This is a genomic window from Thermobacillus sp., assembly GCF_003390775.1.
Taxonomy (GTDB): Bacteria; Bacillota; Bacilli; order Paenibacillales; family Paenibacillaceae; genus Thermobacillus; species Thermobacillus xylanilyticus.
This window is the reverse complement of record NZ_QEWA01000051.1, coordinates 13,636-38,600: the sequence shown is the minus strand read 5'-3', so window position 1 is coordinate 38,600 and position 24,965 is coordinate 13,636. Positions and strand designations below refer to the sequence as shown.

Below are 24,965 nucleotides of genomic sequence, written 5' to 3'. Positions count from 1 at the left end.
TTTTGTTAACGGGAAGAAGAACTTGCATTTGAACGGTTTACCGCAAAACGGATGCGTCGGCAGGACGAGGCGGCGCGGGACGTTTTGCTTGAAAGACTTGAAAGATAAGAACGTATAAGTATCGGGCTTATACCGGCTTATCTTTCGACGCAATCGGACATGCCGCTGGGATAAGGCGGCATGAACCGTTTTACTTGTGCCGGGAGAGAGGACGGTCACATGAATCGCTATCGCATGGCGAAGATTTACGGCGCGGCATCCGTCGTGCTGCCCGCGGCTGCCGTATGGATCTGGCGGACGGAATGGTGGGCGCATCTCGTATTCATCCTGTGGGTTGCCGCGGCTGCGCTGTTCTGGGTGCTGATCGACCGGAAAGAACGGGAGACGGGTCATGAGCGGATGATGCGGACGCTGCAGTGGACGGCCATCCGCACGCTCAATCATCACCGCCACGATTGGATGAATGACTTGCAAGTCTTGTACGGCTACATCCGGATGAACAAACCGGATAAGACCGTGGAATGCGTGGAGAAAATAAGACAGCGCATGCAAGAGGAAAGCCGGATCGCCAAGCTCGGGGTTCCTTCTCTCATCCTGTACGCGCAGTCGTTCAGGACGGCGCCCGGTCCGATCACGCTGCATCTTGAGCTTCCGGATGAACTCAACCTGGCCGAACTGCCGTTTGATGCGGAGGCCGCGGCCGCCGCACTGATCGATGTCATCAACGTTTACCGTTACGGCGCGAAACCCGGTGCGGAAGAGCCGGCGCAGCTCACCGTGCGGCTGGACCGGGAAGAAGCGGCCCTTAAGGCCGTGCTGAAGTTCGACGGCGAGTTCATCCAGACGAAAGATGCGCACGACAGGATTCGCCAGCGGCTGAAGCGATCGCCATTCCGTGCGGAACGGCTTGAGCCGGAGCTGACGGAAGTGATGCTGGCCGCCGATCTCGGGAGCTGAAAACGGAGGAAGACATGTTTGTCGACAAAGCGAAAATCTATGTAAAAGGCGGCGACGGCGGCGACGGCATCATCTCGTTCCGGCGCGAACTGCATGTGCCGGACGGCGGTCCGGCCGGCGGCGACGGCGGCAAAGGCGGAGACGTCATCTTCCGCGTGGACGAAGGGCTGCGCACGCTGGTCGATTTCCGCTATCAGAAACATTTCAAGGCCGCGCGCGGCGAGAAGGGCAAGCCCAAGGGCATGCACGGCGCCAATGCCGAGCCGCTGATCGTCCGCGTGCCGCCAGGAACGGTCATCGTAGATGATGATACGGGGGAGATCATTGCGGACCTCACCCGCCACGGCCAGGAAGTGGTCGTCGCCCGCGGCGGCCGCGGCGGCCGCGGCAACATCCGCTTCGCCACGCCGCGAAATCCCGCGCCGTACATTGCGGAGAAAGGCGAGGAAGGCGAGGAGCGGTGGGTTGTCCTCGAGCTCAAGGTAATGGCCGACGTCGGTCTGGTCGGCTATCCGAGCGTGGGCAAGTCGACGCTGCTGTCCGTCGTGTCGGCGGCGAAACCGAAGATCGGCGCTTATCACTTCACCACCCTGACGCCGAATCTCGGCGTCGTGTCAGTCGAGGAAGGGCGGAGTTTCGTTCTGGCCGACTTGCCGGGGTTGATCGAGGGGGCCGCCGAAGGCGTCGGCCTCGGACATGAGTTTCTGCGCCACGTCGAGCGGACGCGGGTCATTATCCACGTCGTCGACATCTCCGCCTCGGAAGGCCGCGATCCGTACGAGGACTGGAAGACGATCAACGCGGAGCTTGCGAAGTACAACGAGAAGCTGGCGCAGCGGCCGCAGATTATCGCGGCGAACAAGATGGACGTGCCGGGAGCGGAGGAGAACCTCGCCTCGTTCCGGGAGCGGATTGAAGCGGAACTGGGAGAGAACGCACCGGAGATCGTGCCGATTTCATCCCTGACGAAGCAGGGCGTGCGGGAACTGATGTTCAAAGCGGCGGAGCTGCTGGACAGCGTGCCGGAGACGGTGTCCGCCCAGGAGCTGAAGGAGACGGCGGACCGCGTCGTATACAAGTTCGAAGAGAAGGATGACGACGCGTTTGCGGTGCGCCGCGAGGATGACGGCACGTATGTCGTCGAAGGCGCCCGGATCGAACGGTACGTCAAGCGGATGAATATGAATTCCTACGATGCCGTCATGCGGTTCGGGCGCGTCATGCGCAACATGGGCGTGGACGCTGCGCTGCGCAAAGCCGGCTGCCAGGACGGCGATACGGTTCGGATCGGCGACTTTGTGTTCGAATTCTTCGAAGGCGCCGATTATGTCGAAGAATGAAGGAGCCGCCCGGCGGCTCTTTTTCTTTGGCAAAGTCCCGCTTCATGCATGGAGCCCCCGCCCCGCAGGATGTGCTGTCTTATTTTTCGCGGAAAACAGTCAAATCTCACTTGCGGGCGGCGTACCGATCCTGTATAATGTCCGCTATAGGTGAACATTTGTCTTCGCAGGGAGGACGTTTCATGGCGGAACGTTATTTTGTCGTTCGGGAGGATCTCCTGCCGGAGGCGATCGTCAAGACGTTCCGGGTGCTCGACATGCTGAAACGCGGCGAGGCGGAGACCGTTCACGAGGCGGTGGAGCGGGTCGGCCTGTCGCGCAGCGCGTTCTACAAATACAAGGACGGGGTTTATGCGCTCGACCAGATCGAGCGGGAGCGGATCGTCACGATTTCCATGGATCTGGAGCACCGTGCGGGCATTTTGTCGAAAGTGCTCGCTTACGTGGCGGAGTGCGAAGGCAACGTGCTGACCATTCACCAGAGCATCCCGCTGCAGGGACTGGCCAATGTCGTTATTTCCGTCGATATATCCGGCTTGTCCGCGCCGCTTCCGGTGCTGATCGACGGCATACGGAAGCAGGACGGCGTCCGGCGGGCGGCCGTCGCGGGACAGGGTTGACAAGAGAGATCATGGCAGTGGAGGAGAGACGTATGAAACCGGTAAAAGTGGGGCTGCTCGGACTCGGTACCGTCGGAACGGGCGTGGTGCGCATCGTCGAAGGCCACCGCGAAGACCTGATCGGGCAGGTCGGTTCGCCGATCGAAATCGCGCGGATTGCCGTCAGACAGCTCGACAAGCCGCGCGCCGTCGCGATCGAATCGGCGAAACTGACGGACGATCCGTGGGAAGTCGTGCGCGACCCCGAGATCGACGTCGTGGTGGAAGTGATGGGCGGCGTCGAGCCGACGAAGGCCTACATTCTCGAAGCGCTGAAGCTCGGCAAACACGTCGTCACCGCGAACAAGGACCTGATGGCGCTCTGCGGCTCCGAGATTCTGTCCACGGCGCGCGAGCACGGATGCGACGTCATGTATGAAGCGAGCGTCGCCGGCGGCATCCCGATCATCCGGACGCTGATCGAAGGGTTCTCGTCGGATCGGATCGACCGGATCATGGGGATCGTGAACGGCACGACCAACTACATTCTGACGAAGATGAGCCAGGAGGGGGCTTCCTACGAAGAGGTGCTCAAGGAAGCCCAGCAGCTCGGCTACGCCGAAGCCGACCCGACCTCGGATGTCGAAGGTCTCGACGCGGCGCGCAAGATGACGATCCTGGCGACGATCGGATTCCGGATGAACGTGGAGCTTTCGGACGTCGAGGTGCAAGGCATTTCGAAGGTGACGAAGGAAGACATCGCCTGCGCGAAGAAGCTCGGTTACGAGCTCAAGCTGATCGGCATCGCCGACCGGCAGGACGACCGGATCAGCGTCAGCGTGCAGCCGACGATGGTGAAGCGCGATCATCCGCTCGCGTCGGTCAGCGGTGTCTTCAACGCCGTCTTCGTGCGCGGCGAGGCGGTCGGCGAGACGATGTTCTACGGCGCCGGCGCGGGCGAGCTGCCGACGGCGACTTCGGTCGTGGCCGATCTGGTGGCCGTCGCGAAGAACCTGAAGCTCGGCGTGAACGGCAAGCAGTCCGCGGCCGTCTTCAAGGAGAAAATTTTGAAGTCCGAAGCGGAAGTGGCGTATAAAAATTTCCTGCTGCTCCGCGTCCAGGACCGCGCCGGCGTGCTTGCGCAGATCACGCAGGTGTTCGCCGAACACGAGGTCAGCCTGGAGTCGCTTCTGCAGCAGCCGACCGCCTCGGATCAGACGGCGGATCTCGTCATCATCACGCACGATGCCAGCCGGGCCGCCATGAGGCGCGTCCTGCAGGCGTTCGAATCGCTGGATGTCATCAAGCAGATCAAGAGCGTCTATCGGGTTGAAGGATAAAACTTGCAGCCCGAGTCAGGTCAATCCCATTTGCGCGAGAGGAGTCCATCATCCTGTTATGCTAGGTCAAGACAACCCGCACATGCCGGGCGGGAACTGCCCGTCGGAATCAGTCGGCGCTTCTGCAGCAGGTGAGCGATGATGCGCCGCGTACTGGCGAAGGTGCCGGCCAGCACCGCCAATCTCGGCCCCGGGTTCGACGCGCTCGGCATGGCGCTGTCGCTCTATTCCTGGATCGAAATGGCGGAGGCCGATGACGGCAAGGCCCGCCTCGAATTGTTCGGCAAGGAGCTCGCCGGCCTTCCCGCCGGCCGTGACAATCTGATCTACAAGGCAGCGCAGCTTGTGTACGCCGAAGCCGGCGTGCCGATGCCGGAACTGCATATCGCGGCATACACCGATATCCCGCTGGCGCGCGGCCTCGGCAGCAGCGCGGCTGCGATCGTCGGCGGACTTGCGGCGGCGAACGCGCTGATCGGCTCGCCGCTGCCCAAGACCCGGCTGCTGGAAATCGCATCGGATCTGGAAGGCCATCCCGACAACGTCGGCGCCTGCCTGTTCGGCGGCATCGTGGCCGCATCCTGGGACGGCAACCGGGCGAAGCATGTCCGGCTGGATCCTCCGCCGAATCTCGAAGTGCTCGTTGCGATTCCGTCGTTCCGTCTGCCGACCGAACGCGCGAGACACGCGCTGCCCGATTCGTACAGCCGCGGCGACGCCGTATTCAACATCGGCCGCAGCTCGCTGCTCGTGGCGGCGCTGGCCGCCGGCCGGCTCGATCTGCTCGGGTTCGCCATGCAAGACCGGCTGCATCAGCCGTACCGGGCCGCGCTCATCCCCGGCATGTCGAAGATTCTCGCCGAAGCGCCCGAGCACGGCGCGCTCGGCGCGGCGCTCAGCGGCGCGGGACCGACGATGCTCGCGTTCGTCGACAGCGAAAGCACGCGCAAGGCGGAGCTGGAGCGCTTTCTGCTCCGGACGTTTGCCGCGGAGAACATTGCGGCGGAGACGCTGTGGCTGAAGCCGGCGTCCGCCGGACCGGAAATCGTCGAACCCGGCGCGGACGCCGTCCGGGTGCCGCTCTTCGAACGGATCAAAGGAGAAGTACGCGCATGATCAAGGTTGCATTGCTCCCCGCGGGATCGACGTCGGACGAAGCCGCGCGGCATCTGTTTGGCGACACCCCCGTCGAATATCGCTATTATAGTGTGATCGCGGACGTCTTTCTCTCGACCGCGTCCGGCGAGACCGATTACAGCGTCATTCCGATCGAGAACACGATCGAAGGATCGGTAAGCCTTCATGCGGACTGGCTTGTCCACGAGGTCGATCTGCCGATCCAGGCGGAATGGGTTTATCCGTCCATCCAGAACCTGATCGGCCGCCTGGCCGAGACGGCCGGACCGGACGGCAGCCCGGATTTCTCGAAGATCACAAAGGTGTTCAGCCATCCGGTGGCGATGGCGCAGTGCATGAGGTTTCTGAGGGAATATCTGCCGCATGCCGAACGCGAGACCGTCGGCTCGACGACGGAAGGCATCCGGATCGTGAAGGAGAATCCGGGCAACGGCTGGGCCGCGATCGGCACGTTGGGCGGCGCCCGGCTGCACGGTCTGGACGTGCTGCGCGCGCAAGTGACGGATCACAACAACAATTACACCCGTTTTCTGCTCGTCGGCCGCGAGCCGTTCACGCTGCGCCGTTCGGACAAGGCGAAGACAAGCATATTGGTCACGCTGCCGGAAGATTACCCGGGCGCGCTGCATCAGGTGCTGTCCGCGTTCGCCTGGAGGCGGATCAATCTGTCGCGCATCGAGTCGCGTCCGACGAAGAAGAAACTCGGCAGCTACTACTTCTTCATTGATTTGGAGATGTCGCTCGAAACGGTTCTGCTGCCTGCGGCCATTGCCGAGATCGAGGCGATCGGCTGCCAGGTTCGCATATTGGGCAGCTATCCCAGCTTCGCATGGGAGACGTAACCCGGAACTAAGCAACGAACTCTTAGTGGAGGTGCAAACGCACGCATGGCACAGCAGTGGATTTACCTGAACGGCGACTTCGTCGCGAAAGAGGATGCCAAGATTTCGGTCTACGATCACGGTTTCCTGTACGGCGACGGCATTTTCGAGGGGATCCGCATCTATGACGGCAACATCTTCCGGCTCAAGGAACACCTCGACAGGCTGTATGATTCGGCCAAATCCATCCAGCTCGACATTCCGTTGACCTACGAAGAAATGCAGGAAGCGGTCGTGGAGACGGTGCGGCGCAACGAGCTCCGGAACGGTTACATCCGGCTCGTCGTCTCGCGCGGTCCCGGCGACCTGGGGCTCGATCCGCGCCGCTGTCCGAAGGCTTTCGTTATCATCATCGTCGAACAACTCGCGATCTATCCGGAAGAAGCGTACCGCAACGGGCTCGTGTCGATCTCCGTCTCGCCGCGGCGCAACATCCCGGACGCGCTCAACCCGAAGATCAAGTCGCTCAACTATTTGAACAACATCCTCGTGAAGCTCCAGGCGAATCTGGCGGGCGTCGGCGAGGCGATCATGCTGAACGCGCAAGGGTATGTCGCCGAAGGTTCGAGCGACAACATCTTCATCGTGAAGAAAGGCGTCGTCTACACGCCGCCGTGCTGGGTCGGCGCGCTTGAAGGCATTACGCGCGGCGCGATCATCGAGCTGTGCGGCAAGCTCGGCTACCCGCTGCGGGAAGAGCCGTTCACGCTGCATGACGTTTATACGGCCGACGAAGTGTTCTTCACCGGCACGGCGGCGGAAGTCATCGCCGTGCGCGAGGTCGACGGCCGCACGATCGGCGCCGGCAAGGCGGGCCCGATCACGACGCACCTGCTTGAGGAATTCCGCAAGATCGTTACGGTGGACGGCGTTCAAGTTTACAAGTGAAGCTTCAGATTGGCGGTCTGCTCCGTCGGATCCGGCTTTGGGCCGGACAGGCGTGGCAGATTTTTTTTGCCCTCGATTGGGGACACCCGCCCAGCGGATGCATAGGATGTTAACGACAGGCAGCGGGGACGCCTGCCCATTAGCCAATCGCCGCTGCGCATGAAGAACGTGACAGGAGGTCATACGGTTCGTGAAGATCTATACGGTCAAAAAAGGCGACACGTTGTCCGGTATTGCAGCCAAACACGGCGTGACGGTCCAGGATCTGCTGGAATACAACCCCGGCATCCAAAATCCGGATGTCATTGACGTCGGCATGAAGATCAAGATTCCGGCGAAGAAAGCGCCCGCTCCCGCCGGCAACTGGATGCATCAGCACAAGGTCGTCCAGGGCGACACGCTGTGGAAGCTGTCGAAGGCTTGGGGCGTACCGCTCGCGGATTTGATCAAGGCGAATCCCCAGCTCAAGAACCCGAACGTCCTGATGACCGGGGAGATCGTCTATATCCCGAAACCCGGCGGATACGCGGCGGACGGCGGCAAGCACGGCGGCCATTCGCATGAATATCCGCAGGAGTTGCACCATATTGGTGCGGAAGGTCCGATCCCGGGTAAAGCGTTCACCGGCGTCATCCCCGGCAAAGCGCCGACGGCGCCGATCGAGCAGCCGAAACCGATCGATTTGTCGAAGCTGCAGCCGGCCGCCGAGGCCAAGATGGAACCGCCGAAACCGATCGAGCAACCGAAGATGGTCGAGTACCCGAAGAAGGTCGAGTATCCGAAGGAGGTCGAGAATCCGAAGACGGTCGAGTATCCGAAGGAGGTCCATTATCCGAAGCCGGTCGATTGGACGAAGCTGCCGAAACCGGTCCCCCTTCCGATGCCGGAGCCGATCCATCAACCGATGAAACCGTATTGTCCCGAGCCGCACCATGCGGTATATCCTGAGCACCATGCGGCTTACCCGCCCCACGGTGCAGACTTCCCGGACAAGGCGAAGCATCCGTTCCAGCAAATCCAAATGCCCGCGCTCGAGACGTTCGCACAGCCCGGGGCCATTGCCGGAACGGGTTATCCGCCTTACGGCATGGCGGGTCATCAGGATGTTCCGGGCTACGGAATGGGCTATGGGGTTCCGTATCCGGGCATGGCGGCAGCCGGTACGGACTGGCCGATGCCCGGCGCAGCAGCCGGCGCGCCCTGGGGCGCGGATCCGGTCTGGTCGGGCCACGGATATGAATGGCCGGTGCAGGCCGCAGTCCATGGCCAGCCGGGCTGGCCCGGCCTGTCGGCTCATGCCCATGTCGGCGGTGCCCCGTACGGCGCGCACGGGCACGGCATGGCAGGCCCGGACTGGGGGCCCTGTCCGCCGGCCTGGCCCATGCCGTATCCGCACGGCATCGGCGATCTGCCGTATGCGGACTGCCGCAGAGGGGCTGCGCCCGAAGATTCCGGTCAGGACGACGGCATAGCCGAGACCGCGGAGACGGCCGTCGAGCACAGTGCGAAACCGGCGGAACGCAAAGTGAAAAAAGCATCCATTCGCTCCGTCTCCGGCCGCACACAGCGCCGGCCGAAGCAGCAGCAGGCGCCGAAGAAACGCTCGGGATTGCCGTGGATCAACAACAGATAGAATGGTGCAAAGCAGGCGCGCCGGCTTTGACGGTCGATCGGGATTTCGGTCCCGGCCGGCCGCTTTGTTTTTAGGGGACCCGGCCTGGATAAGCGAAATCTATTCCTCTGTGCGTCTGGCCAAGCCAGGCATCGCTAGCTGGTGCAAGTCCAGCCGGGGTAAAGGCCAAGCTGCCCCGTAGCTAGCAGGCAACTTAGGGCGAAATCCGTGGGTTGAAGCCCTGCGAAAAGCATGCCAGAAGCATGTGAAGCAACTCCGCAGGCCGTAACATGAAGTGAATCCTGCCGCATCGTCAATTTTAACCCGAAAGGGACAAGAGGGTGCCGAGCGCCGAGGCGAAGCGCGAAGGCCACGGAACGTGTGAAGAACTTGGAGCAGCACGGAAGAACCCTCCGGTGTATGGGGATCGGCATGTGGAGACCGTGATGTCTGGAACCAGGGAGGCCCTCCAGCGAGCCCCGTACCTTGCAGCCAAGGAAAAGCCAACGAGGCGGTTCCATGCGCTGTATGACAAGATCTGCCGCGAAGACATCATGACCTGCGCGTGGAAGCAGGTAAAGGCCAACAAAGGAAGCGTCGTGAACAATGGTCAGGTGTACTGGGTGGTGGACGTCGACATCAAGGGGTACTTCGACAACATCTCGCATGAGAAGCTGATGAAACTTGTGGAGATGCGGGTGTCAGACCGGAAGGTGCTCAAACTGATTCGCGGGTGGCTGAAAGCGGGGGTCATGAAAGATGATCAGTTTCATGAATCCGAGATCGGGAGCCCGCAGGGCGGTGTCATTTCGCCGCTGTTGGCCAATATCTACCTGAACTACCTCGATACCATCCGGGCAAGGCGATTCGCCCATTTGGGAACATTGGTGCGATACGCGGATGATCTGGTTGTGCTGTGTCATCGGAAAGCGGAAGCGATCGAGTCGATCCGGGTTCTGAAGGCGGTATTTCAGAAACTGGAATTGACGATGAACACGGAGAAAAGCAGACTGGTGAACCTATGGACGTGTGAACGAGATCAGGGATTCGACTTCTTGAGCCGCCACCTCCGCCGGATGCCGGTGATGCGCAAAGGGGGAAAGGAGGCGCGCATCCTTCGGTGCTTTCCATCCAGGAAAGCCATGAAGAAGATGCGGGCGAAGGTGAAAGAAGCAACGGCCTCCCGTACCTTGCTGAGGAAGCATCTCAAAGAGCTGGTAAAGACACTCAATCCGAAAATCATCGGATGGAGGAACTGCTATGCAACGGTGGATGGAAAGACGGCCAACCGATGATCTTCAGCCGGAAGAAGTACAAGAAGTGGAACCTGAGGAAGTCTCGCTTCCACGAAATCCTGAGGGAAGCCAGACTGCGGTCCGTTACCACGTGGCGAAGTACGTATTGCGCAAGGTGAAGAACGTCGGAAAGCCGTATGCGGGAAAACCGCACGTACGGTTTGATGAGGAGGGGCTGGTCCCCCAGCCCTTTACTCTACGTTTCGCAAATCCGGTCCCGAAAATCGAAAGTAGAGGAAAAAATTTCGCCAATTCGGGAATGCTCACGGGTTCCGCCCAAGTACACCGCTCCAACACGCTCAAAAGCATCGCTCAAAAGCATTCCGCCTCTCCAACGCGCAATACCGCAGCCGCACGAATGTGCATCCCTTGGCCAGTGTCCGGAACGTACCTGCACCGCTTTCCCGGGTATGGCCCTTTTGCCCGCCGTCCGGATCATGCCTGTTCCGATTTGCGGAACGGCTGGCGGTTTATGCGCACCGCGGGCGGGCGGAATAATCGCGACCAGGGTAGGGACAATAAGACAAAGTATTGCTTGGGAGGTTTCGCGGATGGGATTCAGCCTGTGGAAAGAGCTTCGCAGACGGCTGAGGCGCGGCATGCGGCCGGGCGGACTCCGGCTGGCGGTCTGGTTGGCCGCGGCAGTCTGCGCCATTATGACCGCCGTCCCTGATGCCGCCGCGGCGGCGCCGCAAGCCTCAGGTATCGACGCAGCGGATGCCCGGCGGTATGAAGCGGTGCGCGCGGCCGGATCGCCGGTCGACGTGACGCTGCGCCGAAGGTTCGTTTGCGGCGAAGAGACGCAGCTGCTCGGCAGGATGACCGCCGCGCAGGCGATCGACCTGCTGCGCCGCCATCCGGAATGGCGGGCGGTGACAGCCGGCAGCGGCGCCGTCATCATGGAAGAGCGGATCAACGACCTGTCGCCGGCCTGCAAAGAAAGCGCGGTGTTCGGCATCGATGCGGACGGAAGGCTGTCGTTGTTCGACGGACCGCCGGATGGCGGCAACGTGCTGCGGTCCTTCTATCAACTGAACATCCGCTACATGGAGAGCAGTCTGCCGAAAGAACGGTTCAACGCGTTGGTGCGGGGCATCCGCGTTTCGGATCTCGATGAATACAACAGCGTGCTGTCCTCGTTCAGCGAATATGCGGCGCCGGATGATGCCGGCGCATTCGGCGTTTCCTGAACGCGTGGGCGCGGCCGGGGCCGTCCCGTCATCCGGAAGGATCGGGGCGGCCCCGGTCTGTCTTCGGGGCCGGGGCCGGAAACGTCTGTTCTCATGCGTCCCGACATTTGCTATAATGGGATGAAGCTTCAATAGGTTTTTGCAAACGGGGAGAGAAACGGCGTGCGGGTAATGGGGATCGATCCGGGCATTGCGCTCGTCGGATTCGGGATCATCGACAGCATCGGGAACCGGCTCGTTCCCGTCCAGTACGGCTGCATTGAGACGGAGGCCGGAACGCCGCACGACATCCGCCTGAAACAGGTGTACGAAGCGGCCGGCGCCTTGATGGACAAGTACAAGCCGGACGCCGCGGCGATCGAGAAACTGTTCTTCAATCGCAATGTCACGACGGCGTTCACGGTCAGCGAAGCGCGGGGCGTCATCGTGCTGGCGGCGGCGCAGCGCGGCATCGCCGTCGCGGAATATACGCCGATGCAGGTGAAGCAGGCGATCGTCGGATACGGCAAGGCCGAGAAGCGGCAGGTGCAGGAAATGACGCGCATGTTTCTGAACCTGCCCGCGGTGCCGAAGCCGGACGATACGGCGGACGCGCTGGCGGTCGCGGTCTGCCATGCCCATTTCGCCGTCCTGCTGAACCGGATGAACGGAGTGAACCGGACATGATCGACTACATACGGGGACCCGTCGCGCACATCGAAGAGGAATGGATCGTCGTCGACGTCGCGGGCGTCGGGTACCGCGTTTTCACACCGAATCCTTATGCGTTCGCGGCATCCGGCGAGCCGGTGACCGTGTACACGCATCATCATGTGCGCGAGGATGCGATGCTGCTGTTCGGCTTCGCGACGCGCGAGGAGCAGCGGCTGTTCCGGGCGCTGCTCGAGGTGTCCGGCATCGGACCGAAGGTCGCGCTCGGCGTCCTGGCGGGCGCGCGTCCGGAAGCGATCGCGGCCGCCATCCGGCAGGAGAACGTCGCGTTTCTGACCAAGCTGCCGGGCATCGGGCGCAAGACCGCCCAGCGGATGATTCTGGACCTGAAGGACAAGCTGGACCGCGGCACCGGTATCGGACTCGCGTCCGGCATGGACGATCTGCCCGCGGAACCGGCCGCGGCTGGCGGCCAGGGCGCGGGCACCGTCTGGCCGGAGGCGCGCGAAGCGCTGGCCGCGCTCGGCTATACGGCGGCGGAGATCGACCGCGTATGGCAGACGATCAGCGGTTCGGTGAGCGGAGAGGAGACGGCGGACGCCCTCGTGAAGCGGGCGCTGACGCTGCTCTTCAGAGGTTGACGGAAGGAGGGGAGGCGCCATGGACGAACGGATCGTATCCGCCCGGCTGATGATGGAAGACCAGACGGCGGAATACAGCCTCCGCCCCCGCTACCTGTCCGAGTATATCGGGCAGGAGCGGGTGAAGGAGAACCTGAAGGTGTACATAGAAGCGGCGAAAATGCGGAGAGAGGCGCTCGACCATGTGCTGCTCTACGGTCCTCCGGGGCTCGGCAAGACGACGCTGTCCGCCATCATCGCGAACGAACTCGGCGTCAATATGCGGACGACCTCCGGTCCCGCCATTGAACGGCCGGGCGATCTGGCGGCGATTCTGTCCAATCTGCAGGAAGGCGATGTGCTGTTCATCGACGAGATTCATCGCCTGAACCGGACGGTCGAGGAAGTGCTCTATCCCGCGATGGAAGATTTCGCGCTCGACATCATGATCGGCAAGGGCCCGAGCGCGCGGTCCATCCGGCTCGACCTGCCGAAGTTCACGCTCGTCGGGGCGACGACCCGCGCCGGGCTGCTGTCGGCGCCGCTGCGCGACCGGTTCGGCGTCGTCAGCCGGCTCGAATATTACGAGGTCGATGAGCTGGCGTTCATCGTCTCGCGGTCGGCCGACATTCTCGGCGTCGGCCTGATCGGCGAGGCGGCGCGCGAGATCGCGATGCGCTCGCGCGGCACGCCGCGCATCGCGAACCGGCTCTTGAAACGGGTGCGCGATTTCGCCCAGGTCGCGGGCGACGGCATCATCACCGCCGATCTGGCGCGCGAGGCGCTGGAACGGATGCAGGTCGACCCGATGGGACTCGACCAGATCGACCACAAGATGCTCCGCGCCATGATCGACCATTTCCGCGGCGGTCCGGTCGGTCTGGACACGATCGCGGCGACGATCGGCGAAGAGAGCCAGACGATCGAAGATGTCTACGAGCCGTATCTGATGCAGATCGGGTTTCTGCAGCGGACGCCGCGCGGCCGCGTCGTGACGGTGTCGGCCTACCGGCATCTCGGCCTGCCGGTGCCGGGCGACCGGCACAAGGATGAGCCGGAGGAGGGGCTGCTTTTCTGATCGGCCGGAAAGACGGAATCCGCGGCGGGAGGGTTGTCCATGCCGGACAAGCGAAAGCGCAGGCAAACGCTGTGCGTCGTGTACGATGCGGAATGCGCGCTGTGCACCGGCGCCGTCCGGCAGCTCGCCGCCGTCCGCGGCGCGCGGGCGGAGCTCCGCTTCGTGCCGTTGCAGGCGCTGGAGGCGCAGGCAGCGGGCGCGCGTGACGGCGGCCGCCAGGAACCGTCCGGCCTGCCGGATCTGACGCGCCTCGATGCCGCTGCGCTGCGCGCGCAGCTGCACGTCGTGCAGGCGGACGGCGCCGTTTTCGCCGGAGCGGAAGCGGTGGTACGGATCATGCGCGAGCTGCCGGGATGGCGGCTGTTATCCTGGCTGTACCGCGTTCCCGGGTTGAAGCGGGCTGCCGACGCGGCATACCGGTATGTCGCCCGGCGCAGATATGATTGGTTCGGCAGGGCGGACGAAGGATGCGCGAGCGGCGCCTGCGCGCTTCACCGGAACGCGGACGGCGCCGGAGCGTCCCGCCCGCGGCCGTCAAGTACCAGGGAGATGGAGGAACGATAACGGATGGCGAAGGCTATCGTTGCAAGCGAAGGCTTGCCGGCCCAGGGAAGCGCCGCGGGGGGCACAAGGCTGCCCCGGCTTCGCCGCTTCCTGGCCCCGGCAATCGTGCTGATGCTGCTCAACGCCGTGCTGACGACGAACCTGTCGTTCGGCGCGGTGCCGACACTGGATACGATCCGCGTGGCCATATTCATCGATTTGCCCGGCAAGTATCAGCTGCGGACCGCCTCCGCGACGTTCTCGTCGGCGGCCGGCCTGTCGGTCGGCATGCGGCAGCCGGACGGCGTCCTTCCCGTGTTGCATGCCGGCGCGGGCGAACCGGTTCGGGTGAGCCTGGACGGATACAGAGTCCGCCTGCTGACGACGGAGAGCGCCGCGGCGGCTTCCGCCCTGTTGCAGAAGCTGCAAAGTCTGTCCGGCAGCGGTTCGGCCGCAATGCTGCAGTTGTCGGGCAAGACGGTCTATGTGGTGGAAGAAGGCGCTTATCCGACGGTCACGGAAGCGGAAGCCGCGCTGGCGAAATGGCGCTCGAGCCCCGATCTGCAGCCGCTCCTCGGCGGCGCCGCGCCTTCGCTGGCCGGTCCGGCCCACCTGGATGCGGGAAGCTATGCGACGCTTGAAGAAGCGCGGAAGGCCGCGCAGGCGCTCGCTGACGCGGGGCTGGAAGCCTATGCGGCGGTAGCAGCGGGGGCCAAATCCGCGGAGTACAGGGTGCTCGTCGGCGCGGCGAACGGCGCGGCCGGCCTCGAAGCCGTGCAGGCGGCCGCCGGAGGCTCCCTCGCGCCGTTCACGCCGGACAAGCCTTATCTGCTGCTGCGCGACGGCTATGAAGCGGGCGGCACGCGGTCGAGGCATATTCTTGTCCCGGTTGACGGCTCCGTCAAGGTGTGGCTGCAGCCGTCCGGAAACGGCACCGGCATCAAGCTTGAGGAACGCTATGGACGCACCTATCGGGGCGCATTCGAAGCGACGGCCCTCAATCAGCGGCTGGCGGTCGTGAATGAGCTGCCGTTCGAAGAGTACCTGTATTCGGTCGTCGGCGCGGAAATGCCGGCTTCCTGGCCGGCCGAAGCGCTCAAGGCGCAGGCCGTCGCCGCGCGCAGCTATGCGCTCTTCCAGGGGTTCGGCTTTCAGATTGCGCACGTAGTCGACAATACATACAGCCAGGTGTACGGCGGCATCGGCACGGAGAAGCCGCAGACGAGCGCGGCGGTCGACGCGACGCGCGGCGAGGTGCTCATGCATAACGGGCGGATCGTCGAGGCGCTGTTCTCGTCGAGCGCAGGCGGTGTGACGGCGGATGCCGCCGAGATCTGGGGGAACAGCGTCGCGTATCTCGGCAGCGTGCCGAGCCCGGACGAGCTGTCGGAGAACGGGCTGTATCGCTGGCATCGCGTTGTCCTGCCGGACGGCCGCAACGGATACGTCCGGGAAGATCTGGTCGCGGACACCGGCGAGCGGACGACCGCGGGCAGCAAGGTGCTCCGGGTCACCGGCGACGGCGTGGCGATCCGGCCGATACCGCTCATTCAGAGCGACGTCGAGCCGGTTGCCCGCGTCGATGCGGGAACGCGGGTGGTGCTGCTTGAGACCGTCGTGCAGTCCAACGAGATGTCGTGGATCAGGGGACCGTTCACGCCGGCGCAGCTGGCGGAGTCGATGAAGGGCAGGTCCGCGACGCCGATCGAAGGCGAGATCCGCACGCTCGAAGCGTCGAAGCGCGGCCCGTCCGGACGCGTCACGGAATTGCTCGTGAACGGCAAACGGTATGATGTCCGCACACCGGACACGCTTCGTTCGGCGCTCGGGGGACTTCCGAGCACCCGGTTCGAGATCGACGAGACGGGCCGCGTGGCCATGCTCGGCGCAAGCGGAGAGCTGCGCGAGCGCCCGTTCGAGAACGGCGCGGTCTACATGACCGGCGCTTCGGGCGAGACCGTCAAGCTGGACACGAACAATATGTACATCCTGAGCGGAGACGGCACGATCCGCGCCGCCACCGCCGAGCCGGCGTTCCGCTTCACCGGCACCGGCAACGGCCACGGCGTCGGGCTGTCCCAGTGGGGGGCGCGCGCGCTTGCCGAGCGCGGGTATGACTATCAATCGATTCTGAAATACTATTTCAAGAATGTCACCATCGAGAAGGAAGGTTAACGCGGTGTTCGCGCACGAATTCGATTTTGAACTTCCCGAAGAACTGATTGCGCAGACGCCGCTGCCCGAACGGACGGCTTCCCGGCTGCTCGCGCTCGATCGCGAGACCGGAAGGATCGACCACGGCACGTTCACCGATTTGAAACGTTACCTCATGCCCGGCGATACGCTCGTGCTGAACGATACGCGCGTATTGCCGGCGCGTCTGCACGGGATCAAACCGGAGACCGGGGCCCGCGTCGAACTATTGCTCTTGAAGCAGCTGGAAGGCGATCGGTGGGAAACGCTGGCCAAGCCGGCGAAGCGGATGAGGCCCGGCACCGAGCTGGTCTTCGGCGAAGATGAAAACGGTGCTCCGCTGCTGCGGGCCGTTGTGCTTGAAGCAGGCGAATCGGGTTTTCGAACGGTCGAGTTCCGTTATGACGGCATTTTTCAGGAACTGCTGGACCGGCTGGGCGAGATGCCGCTGCCGCCTTATATCCGCGAGCGGCTGGACGACCGTGAACGCTATCAGACCGTCTACGCCAGGCGGGAAGGATCGGCGGCCGCGCCGACGGCGGGGCTGCATTTTACGCCCGCGTTTCTGGACGAACTGCGCGCAGCCGGCGTCCGCACCGCGTTCCTGACGCTGCATGTCGGCCTCGGCACGTTCCGTCCGATGACGGCCGAGCGCGTCGAAGATCACGTCATGCACGCCGAGTATTACGAGATCGGCGCGGAGACCGCCGCGCTGCTCAACGAGACGCGGGAGCGGGGCGGGAGGATCGTTGCGGTCGGCACGACGTCCGCGCGGACGCTCGAGACGGCGGCCGCCAGGTTCGGCCCCGGAAAGATCGAGGCGTGCAGCGGCTGGACGGACATTTTTATTTATCCCGGATACAATTTTCTAATGGTTGATGCGCTCCTGACGAACTTCCATCTGCCGAAGTCGACGCTGGTCATGCTCGTGAGCGCTTTTGCGGGTAGGGACAAGATTATGGAGGCGTACCGCGAGGCGATCGAGCGGAAATACCGGTTCTTCAGCTTCGGCGACGCCATGTTCATATACTCGAATGGGAAGCGATAACGTGGCAATAAAGTACGAACTGATCAAAGTCTGCAAACAATCCGGCGCCCGGCTCGGCCGGGTGCATACGCCGCACGGCTCGTTCGACACGCCGGCGTTCATGCCGGTCGGCACGCAGGCGACCGTCAAGACGGTGAGTCCGGAAGAACTGAAGGCGATGGATGCGGGAATCATCCTGAGCAACACGTACCACCTGTTCCTCCGTCCGGGCCACAAGCTGATCGAGCGGGCGGGCGGTCTGCACCGGTTCATGAACTGGGACCGCGCCATTCTGACCGACAGCGGCGGATTCCAGGTGTTCAGCCTGAGCGCGATGCGCAAGATCAAGGAGGAAGGCGTCGAGTTCCGCTCGCATTTGAACGGCGACCGCCTGTTCCTGTCGCCGGAACTCGCGACCGAAATCCAGAATGCGCTCGGTTCCGATATCATGATGGCGTTCGACGAATGCCCGCCGTATCCGGCCGACTATGACTACGTCAAACAGTCGGTCGAGCGGACGAGCCGCTGGGCCGAGCGCTGCCTGAAGGCGCATGCCCGTCCGGACGATCAGGGGCTGTTCGCCATCGTGCAGGGCGGCATGTACGAAGATTTGCGCCGCCAAAGCGCGGCTGATTTGACATCCCTTGATTTCCCGGGGTATGCTATTGGAGGGCTGAGCGTAGGGGAACCAAAAGATGTCATGTACGAAGTGCTTGACTATACGGTTCCGCTGCTGCCGGCCGACAAGCCGCGGTACCTGATGGGCGTCGGTTCGCCCGACGCGTTGATCGAGGGCTCGATCCGCGGCATCGATATGTTCGACTGCGTGCTGCCGACGCGCATTGCGCGCAACGGGACATGCATGACAAGCCGCGGCCGGCTGGTTGTGCGCAACGCCCGATACGCGGAGGATTTCGGTCCGCTCGATCCGGCCTGTGACTGCTACACGTGCCGGAACTATTCCAGAGCCTATATCCGGCATCTGATCAAGGCGGACGAGACGTTCGGCATCCGCCTGACGACGATTCACAATCTTCATTTCCTGTTGAAGCTCATGCAGGACGTTCGGCAAGCGATAATGGAAGATCGGCTGCTCGATTTCCGCGATCGGTTTTTCGCCGAGTACGGCCTGTTTGACAATGACAAAGGGTTCTAGAGAGGAGGAGCGGTTATGTGGTTGGCCACGACTTCCAATACCGGGGGCGGCAGCATCTGGGGGCTTATCTTGCCGTTCGTGCTGATGTTTGCGGTCTTTTATTTCCTGCTGATCCGGCCGCAGCAGAAAAAGCAGAAACAGCGCAATCTGATGCTCAGCCAATTGAAGAAAGGCGACAAGGTCACGACGATCGGCGGTCTGCATGGCACGATCGTCGAGCTGACGGACGACACGGTCGTGCTGCGCGTCAACGATACGGTCAGAATGACGTTCGAGCGCAGCGCCATCAATACGGTCGTCGAATCGGCGCCGTCGGCTGACTCCTGATACCGGCGTACATCATGGCGAAACCCTCTGCCCGCACGGCAGAGGGTTTTTTCATGACAAGGAAGAGGTCGGCGATTTCCCGGATGGCGTCTATTTCCCGGGCAATGGTTCGGCAGACGCAAAGCAACAGCCCTACGAAACTGTGCGAACGGACTATCGTCGGGTGCCGACGCCGAACATGCCGCCGATCGTTCCGGCGCCTGCCGCGGCCGCCAACAGGTACAGCGATTCCAGACTGAGCGGCGCGTCCGCTGCGAGAAAACCGATCACCAGCACGATCAGCGCATAGACAACACCGAGCAGGAGGCCGCTGTACCAGCCCTTTTGCCCGGCTCGTCTTCCCGTCGTGAACCCGCCGGCCAGCGCGGAAATGCCGTGTACCAGGAGTGCCAGGGTCGGCAGCGCCGTTTCCTTGAGCCCGCTGTAGCGGAGCAGGAGCGAGAGCAGCAATGCGCCCGTGCCCAGCCAGAGGATCGACGCGAACAAGCCGTAGAGCAGCGGCAGCCGGCCGCCGGACCGCGTCACCGTTCGGATCGGTTCCATCGTTCATCCCTCCCCGGACCGTCATCTGCGATTCTGCACAGTTTGTACACTTTATGCGGGACAAGCGGAAATAGAACATGGATTGTCGTTTTTGATCTGGAAGAAAGAGGATGCGAGCGTGGACGAAACAGGAAATGTTGCGTTATAATCGATGGGATTTCGGCTGGATGAACAGGGGGGAACCCGATTGGTTCAACAAGTCGCGTCTGAAACGGCCTTCACGCCGGGTTGGCAGGTGATCGCGGCGGTCGTCGTATTTCTTGTCGTCTATGCGGTCATTATTACAGAGAAAATGAGCCACGCGGCCGTCGCACTGACCGGAGCCGTCATCGCGGCGCTTCTCGGCGTCGTCGGTCTTGAAGAGGCTTACAGCGTGCATGTGTCGTGGAGGATGCTGTTTCTGCTGGTCGGCATGATGCTGCTGTCCGGCATGGCAAGCAGGTCCGGTGTCGTTCAATTTGCGGCGATGAAAGCGGTACAGCGGGTAAAAGGGTGCCCGCTCAAAATGCTGGTCATACTGACCGTTGGGACAGCCGTCGGCTCGGCGCTGCTCGATAATGTGACGACCGTGCTGCTCATCGTGCCGCTTACGTTCTTGGTCACACGCGTGCTGAAGGTCAGTCCGATGCCTTACCTGACGGCGGAGATCATCGCCGTCAATGTCGGCGGCGCCGCCACGATGGTCGGCAGCCTTCCGAACATGATGATCGGCGGGGCGAATCCGCACCTGACGTTCAGTGACTTTCTCGTTCATGCCGGACTTGTATCGTTGCTGATTCTGATTCTGACGGTGTCTCTGCTGGCCTGGCTCTATCGCAAGCAGCTTTCCGCCGGCAATGCGGAGCGGAAGGAACTGCTCGCGATTGACGCCGCCGGCGCCATTCAGGACCGCAGGCTGGCGCTGAAGACGGTGATCGTGCTCGGCCTGACGGTCATCGGGCTCGTGCTGCACGGACCGCTCTCCGCATGGACGGGCGTGCGCATCGAGGCAGCGACGGTGGCGATCGCGGGGGCGACGTTGCTCATGCTTGCCGGCCTGAAGGGCAAAGCCGTCGATGAAGCGCTGGACAACGTCGAATGGCGAACCGTCGTGTTCTTCGCCGGCCTGTTCGCGGTGGTCGGCGGCCTGGTCGAGACCGGCGTCGTCGGAAGGCTGGCGACGATGGCGCTGCAGCTCGCATCGGGCGACATCGGCTATTTTTCGATTCTGGTGTTGTGGTTGTCGGGCATGGTGTCCGCGACGGTCGACAACACGCCGTTCGTCGCGGCCATGATTCCGCTGGTGCAGGAGTTCGGCGCCCAAATGAATCTGACGGATCCGGAGGCGCTCAATCCGGTCTGGTGGTCGCTTGCGCTCGGCTCATCGCTCGGCGGGAGCGGCACGCTGATCGGCGCGGCGGCCAACGTCGTCGTGGCCGGCATGGCCGCCCGGGAAGGAAAGGAACTTTCCTATCTGGACTACCTGAAGATCGGTGCGCCGGTTGCGCTGCTGTCGCTGGCCGTCTCCACCGGCTATATCTGCCTTTTCCTGTTGTAACGTCAGGCGGGGCATCCACATATTGAACCCCCTGCTTCCGCATGCGCGTTCCGGCAGAGCGCGCATAATACGGATACCGATCGGACGGGAAGACGGATGCGGGGGGAGGAGCGGCTGCCGTGCAGGAACTCGGCCATATCGTGCTGCGAACCGTGATAATGTATTTTGTCGTGCTTGCGGTGATGCGGATCATGGGCAGTCGGGAGATCGGCAAGCTGTCGGTCTTCGACTTTGTCGTCTCGGTCATGATCGCCGAGATCGCGGTCATCTCCATAATAGAGCCCGACAAAGCGATGATGCATGCGCTCGTGCCGCTGGCCGCGCTGCTAACCATTCAGGTCGGAACGTCGCTCATTCTGCTGAAGTCCAGGAAACTTCGGCTCATGTTCGACGCCAAGCCGCAGATCGTCATCGAGAAAGGGCGGCTCAACCGCGATGTGATGCGGAAGCAGCGCTATACGCTCGACGATCTGATGGTGCAATTGCGCGAGCAGCAGATCGCCTCGGTCGGGGATGTCGAGTTCGCCGTCCTGGAGCCGAACGGCAAGCTGTCGGTCATCAAGAAGCAGGAAGCGGAAGGCGGCGGGACGGAGCCGGGCACGGAGAAGCAGGAAAAGGCGCAGCAGGACCATGCGTCCGGGACGGTGCGGTTCCCGCCGAAATATCGGTTCGAGACGCTGCCGGTTCCGCTCATCATGGACGGACAAGTGCTCGAGGAAAATCTGGAGAAGCTCGGGAAGAACCGGTTCTGGCTGCGGAGCGAGCTGCGCTCGCGCGGCATTTCGGACGTCAAGGACGTCTTCCTGTGCACGCTCGACCATCGGGGCCGGCTGTTCGTCGACGCCGCCCGGAAGCCGCAGCCGTAGCAAGCGGGCGGCGGTACGCCATCGGCATCAGATTTTTCATGCGGGCCTTGAGGCGGCGGCCATCAGCGGAAAATACGGCCGATGAACGGAATGCGGACAACGTCATGCCGGTCGATCATCCGCATCAGAACCATGAGCAGCAGGTAGACGACGGTGCCGGCGGCGAGGGCCAGCAGCAGGTTCATCCATTCGGCGGGCAGCAGCCAGCGCTTCATGACGAACAGGGAAGCGGCGCCCATGACGGTCATGGCGGACCCGACTTTTACGAAATCGGGCAGCTTCATGGTGAACCCGATCGCCCGGGCGACGCCGATGCCGTGAAGCGCGGTGACGAGCACGATGTTGACGATGATGGCGATGAGCGCGCCGTAGATGCCGAGATCCGGCCGCGATGCGAGCAATACGATCAGCGTCAGTTTCACCGCTGCGCCGATGAAGGTATTCGTCAGCGCCACGCCCGGCTTGTCGAGCGATTGAAGGGCGGCTTGCAGCGGAGCCTGGAGATAGATGAACAGGGCGGCGGGAGCGAGCATCCGCAGCATCGGCGCGATCTCCGCATGATCGTACAGCAGCCGGCAGATCGGTTCGGCGAACAGATACATGGCGACGGCGAACGGCGCCCCGGCGACGAGGGCGATCCGTGTCGACTGGTGCAAACGTTTGTGGATGAGCGCCCGGTCTCTGCCGGCCGCGGCTTCGGACAACGAAGGGACGAGCGAGACGGCCAGCGAATAGGTGAGCGCGGTCGGCAGCAGCGCGACCGGCATGATCATGCCTTGCAGCGCGCCGTACTGGGCGGTCGCGATGCCGGTCGCAATGCCCGCCGCCGCCAGGCTCCGCGCGGTAAAAATCGATTCGAACAGGTAGGAGAGCGAGCCGACCAGCCGGCTGCCGGTGACCGGAACGGCCAGGCCAAGCAGCCTGTGCAGCGCCGGGAACGGACCGCCGGCGACGGCGCCTTCCGGGGCGCGTCCGGCTTGCCTGCTCCGTACATACTGGACCAGAAGCACGACCAGGCCGAACGCTTCACCGGCCACGACGCCCATCATCGCGCCGGCGGCAGCCCATTCGAGTCCGTAAGGCAGCAGCGCAGCGGACAGAAGCAGCACGAACGCGATGCGGACCACCGTCTCGGCCACCGTCGATACCGCCGTCGGCATCATGTTGTGACAACCCTGGAAGTAGCCGCGAAACACGGCCGACACGGCCGTGATCGGCAAGACCGGCAACATCCACATGAAGATGGTGTACACGCGCGGATCGGTGAGCACCCGGGTCGTTACCCACGGCGCGGCCAGTGCGGCAAGGCCGGCCAGCAGCGTGGACAGTACGATGGCGAGCGTCATGGCGGTGCGGAAAATTTTTCGTTCACCGTGGATATCGCCGATCGAGCGCGCTTCCGCGACCCATTTCGCGACGGCCAGCGGAATGCCGCCGGTGACGATCGTGACGAGCACGGACATGAACGGATAGCCGAGCTGATACAGCCCGACGCCTTCCGCGCCGATGATGCGCGGCAGGGCGATGCGGGGAATGAAGCCGAGAATCCGGTTGATGATGCCGGCGGCGAGCAGAATCATGGCGCCTTGAATGAACGTTTGCCTTGTCACATGAGCATCCCCCTCTGCATGCGGCGAGTCCCTTGCGGACTGGCCCTATTCCATATCTATGCGGCCTGTCCGGCGGCATGCCTGAAGCCGATCGGCCGCATCCGGCAGGAATTCGGGGACGCGGGGGCGAATAGATGTTGTAACCGCGAGCGTGGCGACAGGGAGGTACGGCACATGACGGAAGATGAACTGAACGCGATGATCGAGAACCTCTGCCAGAGCAAGGCGGAGGAATTCCGCATGCTGGGCTATGAGGATGTGACGGGCCGGGACATCTGGGAATGCGTGAGCGAGAACTATCACAAGACGGGCCAGCCGCCGCTTCATCGGGTGGTCAACGATATTTTGTCGCTGAAGGTGACGCAGTTCATGAATTACGTCACGCTGGGCGCGTACCGCGGAATGCGTTTCTGAGAAAGAGAACATGCGAATCGATGATGGCTCCCGCGCAAACGGCGGGAGTCTGCTGCTTGGTGGACGGGAAGGGACGCCTCCCGGAGCGGGCCATCCGGCCCGGGAGACGGCCCGTCCGTTTTGACTTTCCAAAATCGGCATCGCTATAATGGGGATGTCAATGCGCAACAAGATCCATGAGGGCCGAATCGGCCGCTCCATGACGGAAGGGTGACGAAGTGTGGGAGAGCCGGTATTCGGCAGACGTAACGCGGCAGGAAGCGGCGTCCGCTGGACCGCTTCCGCGGTGGCGCTGATTGCGGCGGCGGGGGGGCTGGCGGCCGGAAGCCACGCGCTGCTGGCCGAAAGCCTGCGGCAGGCGGCCGGATCGGCGGCTTCGGCGCTGCAGTCCGGCGGGCGGCCTGCCCGTTCCGGAGCGCCGGCGACGCGGCGCGACGCCGCGGTTGTGCTGCTGCCGGTTGTCGCGGCGGTTGCCGGCATTGAACTGGTTCTTTCGGCGATCCGCATCGTGCGGGAGGACGCGTATGCCGCGCCGCATTGGTCTGTCCTGATCGCCATCCCGATTTTGTGGGCGATCCGGGCGGCGTTGGAAGTGCCCGGTCGAAGGCGGGCATATGACGCGTATCTGTCCGCTCTCGCACTGCTCGGCTCGGCCGCCGCAACAGGCAGCATCCGCCTGGGCGAACCGGCGCTGGCGGTGATGGACGAAGCGGCGGGATGCGCAATCGGCGCCGCGATGGCCCTGCAAGGTTTCCGCAGCGCGCTGCGCGCGCTCGGCAACAGCGTGCAGTCCGGGTTGGGCGAAGCCCAGCTTGCCGCGATGCGGGCCGCCGTGCGCAGCGTGGACGGCGTGATCGAAGTGGAATCGTGCCGGACGCGGGAGCACGGGCATTATGTGATGGTGAACCTGACGATTCGGGTGAATCCGTTCATCACGGTGTACGAAGGACAGGAAATCGGCCGCCGCGCCCGGGAAAGACTGCTTGCCGCGTTCCCGTATGTGCTGGATGTGCGGGTCAAGGTGGAGCCGTATGACCGCGGCTATCCCTACAAGGTGCACGGCGATGCGCGGCAGGACAATGTGCCGACGCTGCTGCAGTAATGCGGGCGGACAGCGAAAAATCCGGCGGCGGTATGCTGCGAACTGGAAAGCGGGAATGA

The 24,965-nt window shown here is 63.1% G+C and carries 24 protein-coding genes; 22 read left to right on the top strand and 2 right to left on the bottom strand.

Going from position 1 to position 24,965, the window contains the following annotated elements:
* Positions 1 to 219: 219 nt before the first annotated feature.
* The 18 genes from C6W55_RS14925 to yajC all read left to right on the top strand — a co-directional run bounded on the left by C6W55_RS14925 (position 220) and on the right by yajC (position 18,834).
* On the top strand, positions 220 to 957 hold the full coding sequence (locus C6W55_RS14925; RefSeq protein WP_015255379.1) for a Spo0B domain-containing protein: 738 nt from the start codon (positions 220 to 222) through the stop codon (positions 955 to 957).
* A gap of 14 nt (positions 958 to 971) precedes the next feature.
* Positions 972 to 2,297 carry a GTPase ObgE gene (gene obgE / locus C6W55_RS14920; protein ID WP_015255378.1) on the top strand — a complete coding sequence of 442 codons (1,326 nt, stop codon included), beginning with the start codon at positions 972 to 974 and terminating at the stop codon, positions 2,295 to 2,297.
* 182 nt (positions 2,298 to 2,479) lie between these two features.
* Positions 2,480 to 2,917, top strand: coding sequence for an ACT domain-containing protein (locus C6W55_RS14915; RefSeq protein ID WP_015255377.1), 438 nt, complete (start codon positions 2,480 to 2,482; stop codon positions 2,915 to 2,917).
* A 32-nt stretch (positions 2,918 to 2,949) separates the two neighbouring features.
* Positions 2,950 to 4,236 carry a homoserine dehydrogenase gene (locus tag C6W55_RS14910; protein WP_015255376.1) on the top strand — a complete coding sequence of 429 codons (1,287 nt, stop codon included), beginning with the start codon at positions 2,950 to 2,952 and terminating at the stop codon, positions 4,234 to 4,236.
* A gap of 141 nt (positions 4,237 to 4,377) precedes the next feature.
* On the top strand, positions 4,378 to 5,352 hold the full coding sequence (thrB, locus tag C6W55_RS14905) for a homoserine kinase (RefSeq protein WP_015255375.1): 975 nt from the start codon (positions 4,378 to 4,380) through the stop codon (positions 5,350 to 5,352).
* Positions 5,349 to 6,215: a prephenate dehydratase gene (gene pheA, locus C6W55_RS14900; RefSeq protein ID WP_286893551.1), complete on the top strand. Its 867-nt coding sequence runs from the start codon at positions 5,349 to 5,351 to the stop codon at positions 6,213 to 6,215. The genes thrB and pheA overlap by 4 nt, the downstream gene beginning before the upstream one ends.
* Positions 6,216 to 6,260: 45 nt before the next feature.
* Entirely contained in the window at positions 6,261 to 7,142 is an 882-nt protein-coding gene (gene ilvE / locus C6W55_RS14895) for a branched-chain-amino-acid transaminase (protein ID WP_213486539.1), read from the top strand.
* A 190-nt stretch (positions 7,143 to 7,332) separates the two neighbouring features.
* Positions 7,333 to 8,775: a LysM peptidoglycan-binding domain-containing protein gene (locus tag C6W55_RS14890; RefSeq protein WP_286893550.1), complete on the top strand. Its 1,443-nt coding sequence runs from the start codon at positions 7,333 to 7,335 to the stop codon at positions 8,773 to 8,775.
* A gap of 413 nt (positions 8,776 to 9,188) precedes the next feature.
* Positions 9,189 to 10,049 (top strand): reverse transcriptase domain-containing protein, encoded by an 861-nt coding sequence (locus C6W55_RS14885; RefSeq protein ID WP_286893549.1) that lies wholly within the window; start codon positions 9,189 to 9,191, stop codon positions 10,047 to 10,049.
* A gap of 551 nt (positions 10,050 to 10,600) precedes the next feature.
* Positions 10,601 to 11,239, top strand: a complete 639-nt coding sequence (locus C6W55_RS14880; RefSeq protein WP_286893548.1) for a BofC C-terminal domain-containing protein — start codon at positions 10,601 to 10,603, stop codon at positions 11,237 to 11,239.
* Between the two features lie 162 nt (positions 11,240 to 11,401).
* A complete protein-coding gene (gene ruvC, locus C6W55_RS14875) occupies positions 11,402 to 11,905 on the top strand; it encodes a crossover junction endodeoxyribonuclease RuvC (RefSeq protein ID WP_015255369.1) in 504 nt (167 codons plus the stop codon).
* Positions 11,902 to 12,531 (top strand): Holliday junction branch migration protein RuvA, encoded by a 630-nt coding sequence (gene ruvA, locus C6W55_RS14870; protein ID WP_286893547.1) that lies wholly within the window; start codon positions 11,902 to 11,904, stop codon positions 12,529 to 12,531. Before ruvC ends, ruvA begins: the two co-directional genes overlap by 4 nt.
* A gap of 19 nt (positions 12,532 to 12,550) precedes the next feature.
* Positions 12,551 to 13,588 (top strand): Holliday junction branch migration DNA helicase RuvB, encoded by a 1,038-nt coding sequence (ruvB, locus tag C6W55_RS14865; protein WP_213486552.1) that lies wholly within the window; start codon positions 12,551 to 12,553, stop codon positions 13,586 to 13,588.
* Between the two features lie 39 nt (positions 13,589 to 13,627).
* The gene (locus tag C6W55_RS14860; protein ID WP_286893546.1) at positions 13,628 to 14,152 is read left to right on the top strand and encodes a thiol-disulfide oxidoreductase DCC family protein; all 525 of its coding nucleotides are present in this window, start codon (positions 13,628 to 13,630) and stop codon (positions 14,150 to 14,152) included.
* 3 nt (positions 14,153 to 14,155) lie between these two features.
* Entirely contained in the window at positions 14,156 to 16,306 is a 2,151-nt protein-coding gene (locus tag C6W55_RS14855) for a SpoIID/LytB domain-containing protein (RefSeq protein WP_286893545.1), read from the top strand.
* Positions 16,307 to 16,310: 4 nt separating this feature from the next.
* The gene (gene queA / locus C6W55_RS14850; RefSeq protein WP_015255364.1) at positions 16,311 to 17,372 is read left to right on the top strand and encodes a tRNA preQ1(34) S-adenosylmethionine ribosyltransferase-isomerase QueA; all 1,062 of its coding nucleotides are present in this window, start codon (positions 16,311 to 16,313) and stop codon (positions 17,370 to 17,372) included.
* Entirely contained in the window at positions 17,359 to 18,507 is a 1,149-nt protein-coding gene (gene tgt / locus C6W55_RS14845) for a tRNA guanosine(34) transglycosylase Tgt (RefSeq protein ID WP_041853897.1), read from the top strand. Before queA ends, tgt begins: the two co-directional genes overlap by 14 nt.
* A gap of 15 nt (positions 18,508 to 18,522) precedes the next feature.
* Positions 18,523 to 18,834 (top strand): preprotein translocase subunit YajC, encoded by a 312-nt coding sequence (yajC, locus tag C6W55_RS14840; RefSeq protein WP_015255362.1) that lies wholly within the window; start codon positions 18,523 to 18,525, stop codon positions 18,832 to 18,834.
* Positions 18,835 to 18,987: 153 nt separating this feature from the next.
* On the opposite strand, the gene C6W55_RS14835 is transcribed toward yajC, so the two are convergent.
* Positions 18,988 to 19,377, bottom strand: a complete 390-nt coding sequence (locus tag C6W55_RS14835) for a TIGR04086 family membrane protein (RefSeq protein ID WP_015255361.1) — start codon at positions 19,375 to 19,377, stop codon at positions 18,988 to 18,990.
* A gap of 187 nt (positions 19,378 to 19,564) precedes the next feature.
* Between C6W55_RS14835 and C6W55_RS14830 the strand changes: the two genes are divergently transcribed.
* Complete coding sequence (locus C6W55_RS14830; protein ID WP_286893539.1) at positions 19,565 to 20,914, top strand: ArsB/NhaD family transporter; 1,350 nt, start codon at positions 19,565 to 19,567, stop codon at positions 20,912 to 20,914.
* A 119-nt stretch (positions 20,915 to 21,033) separates the two neighbouring features.
* Positions 21,034 to 21,780: a YetF domain-containing protein gene (locus C6W55_RS14825; protein WP_015255359.1), complete on the top strand. Its 747-nt coding sequence runs from the start codon at positions 21,034 to 21,036 to the stop codon at positions 21,778 to 21,780.
* Positions 21,781 to 21,842: 62 nt separating this feature from the next.
* Here C6W55_RS14825 and spoVB read toward each other — a convergent pair whose 3' ends face one another.
* A complete protein-coding gene (gene spoVB, locus C6W55_RS14820) occupies positions 21,843 to 23,390 on the bottom strand; it encodes a stage V sporulation protein B (protein ID WP_286893537.1) in 1,548 nt (515 codons plus the stop codon).
* 174 nt (positions 23,391 to 23,564) lie between these two features.
* On the opposite strand from spoVB, the gene C6W55_RS14815 reads away from it, so the two are divergent.
* Positions 23,565 to 23,804: a post-transcriptional regulator gene (locus C6W55_RS14815; protein WP_015255357.1), complete on the top strand. Its 240-nt coding sequence runs from the start codon at positions 23,565 to 23,567 to the stop codon at positions 23,802 to 23,804.
* 220 nt (positions 23,805 to 24,024) lie between these two features.
* On the top strand, positions 24,025 to 24,906 hold the full coding sequence (locus C6W55_RS14810; protein WP_015255356.1) for a cation diffusion facilitator family transporter: 882 nt from the start codon (positions 24,025 to 24,027) through the stop codon (positions 24,904 to 24,906).
* The last annotated feature ends 59 nt before the right edge of the window (positions 24,907 to 24,965 follow it).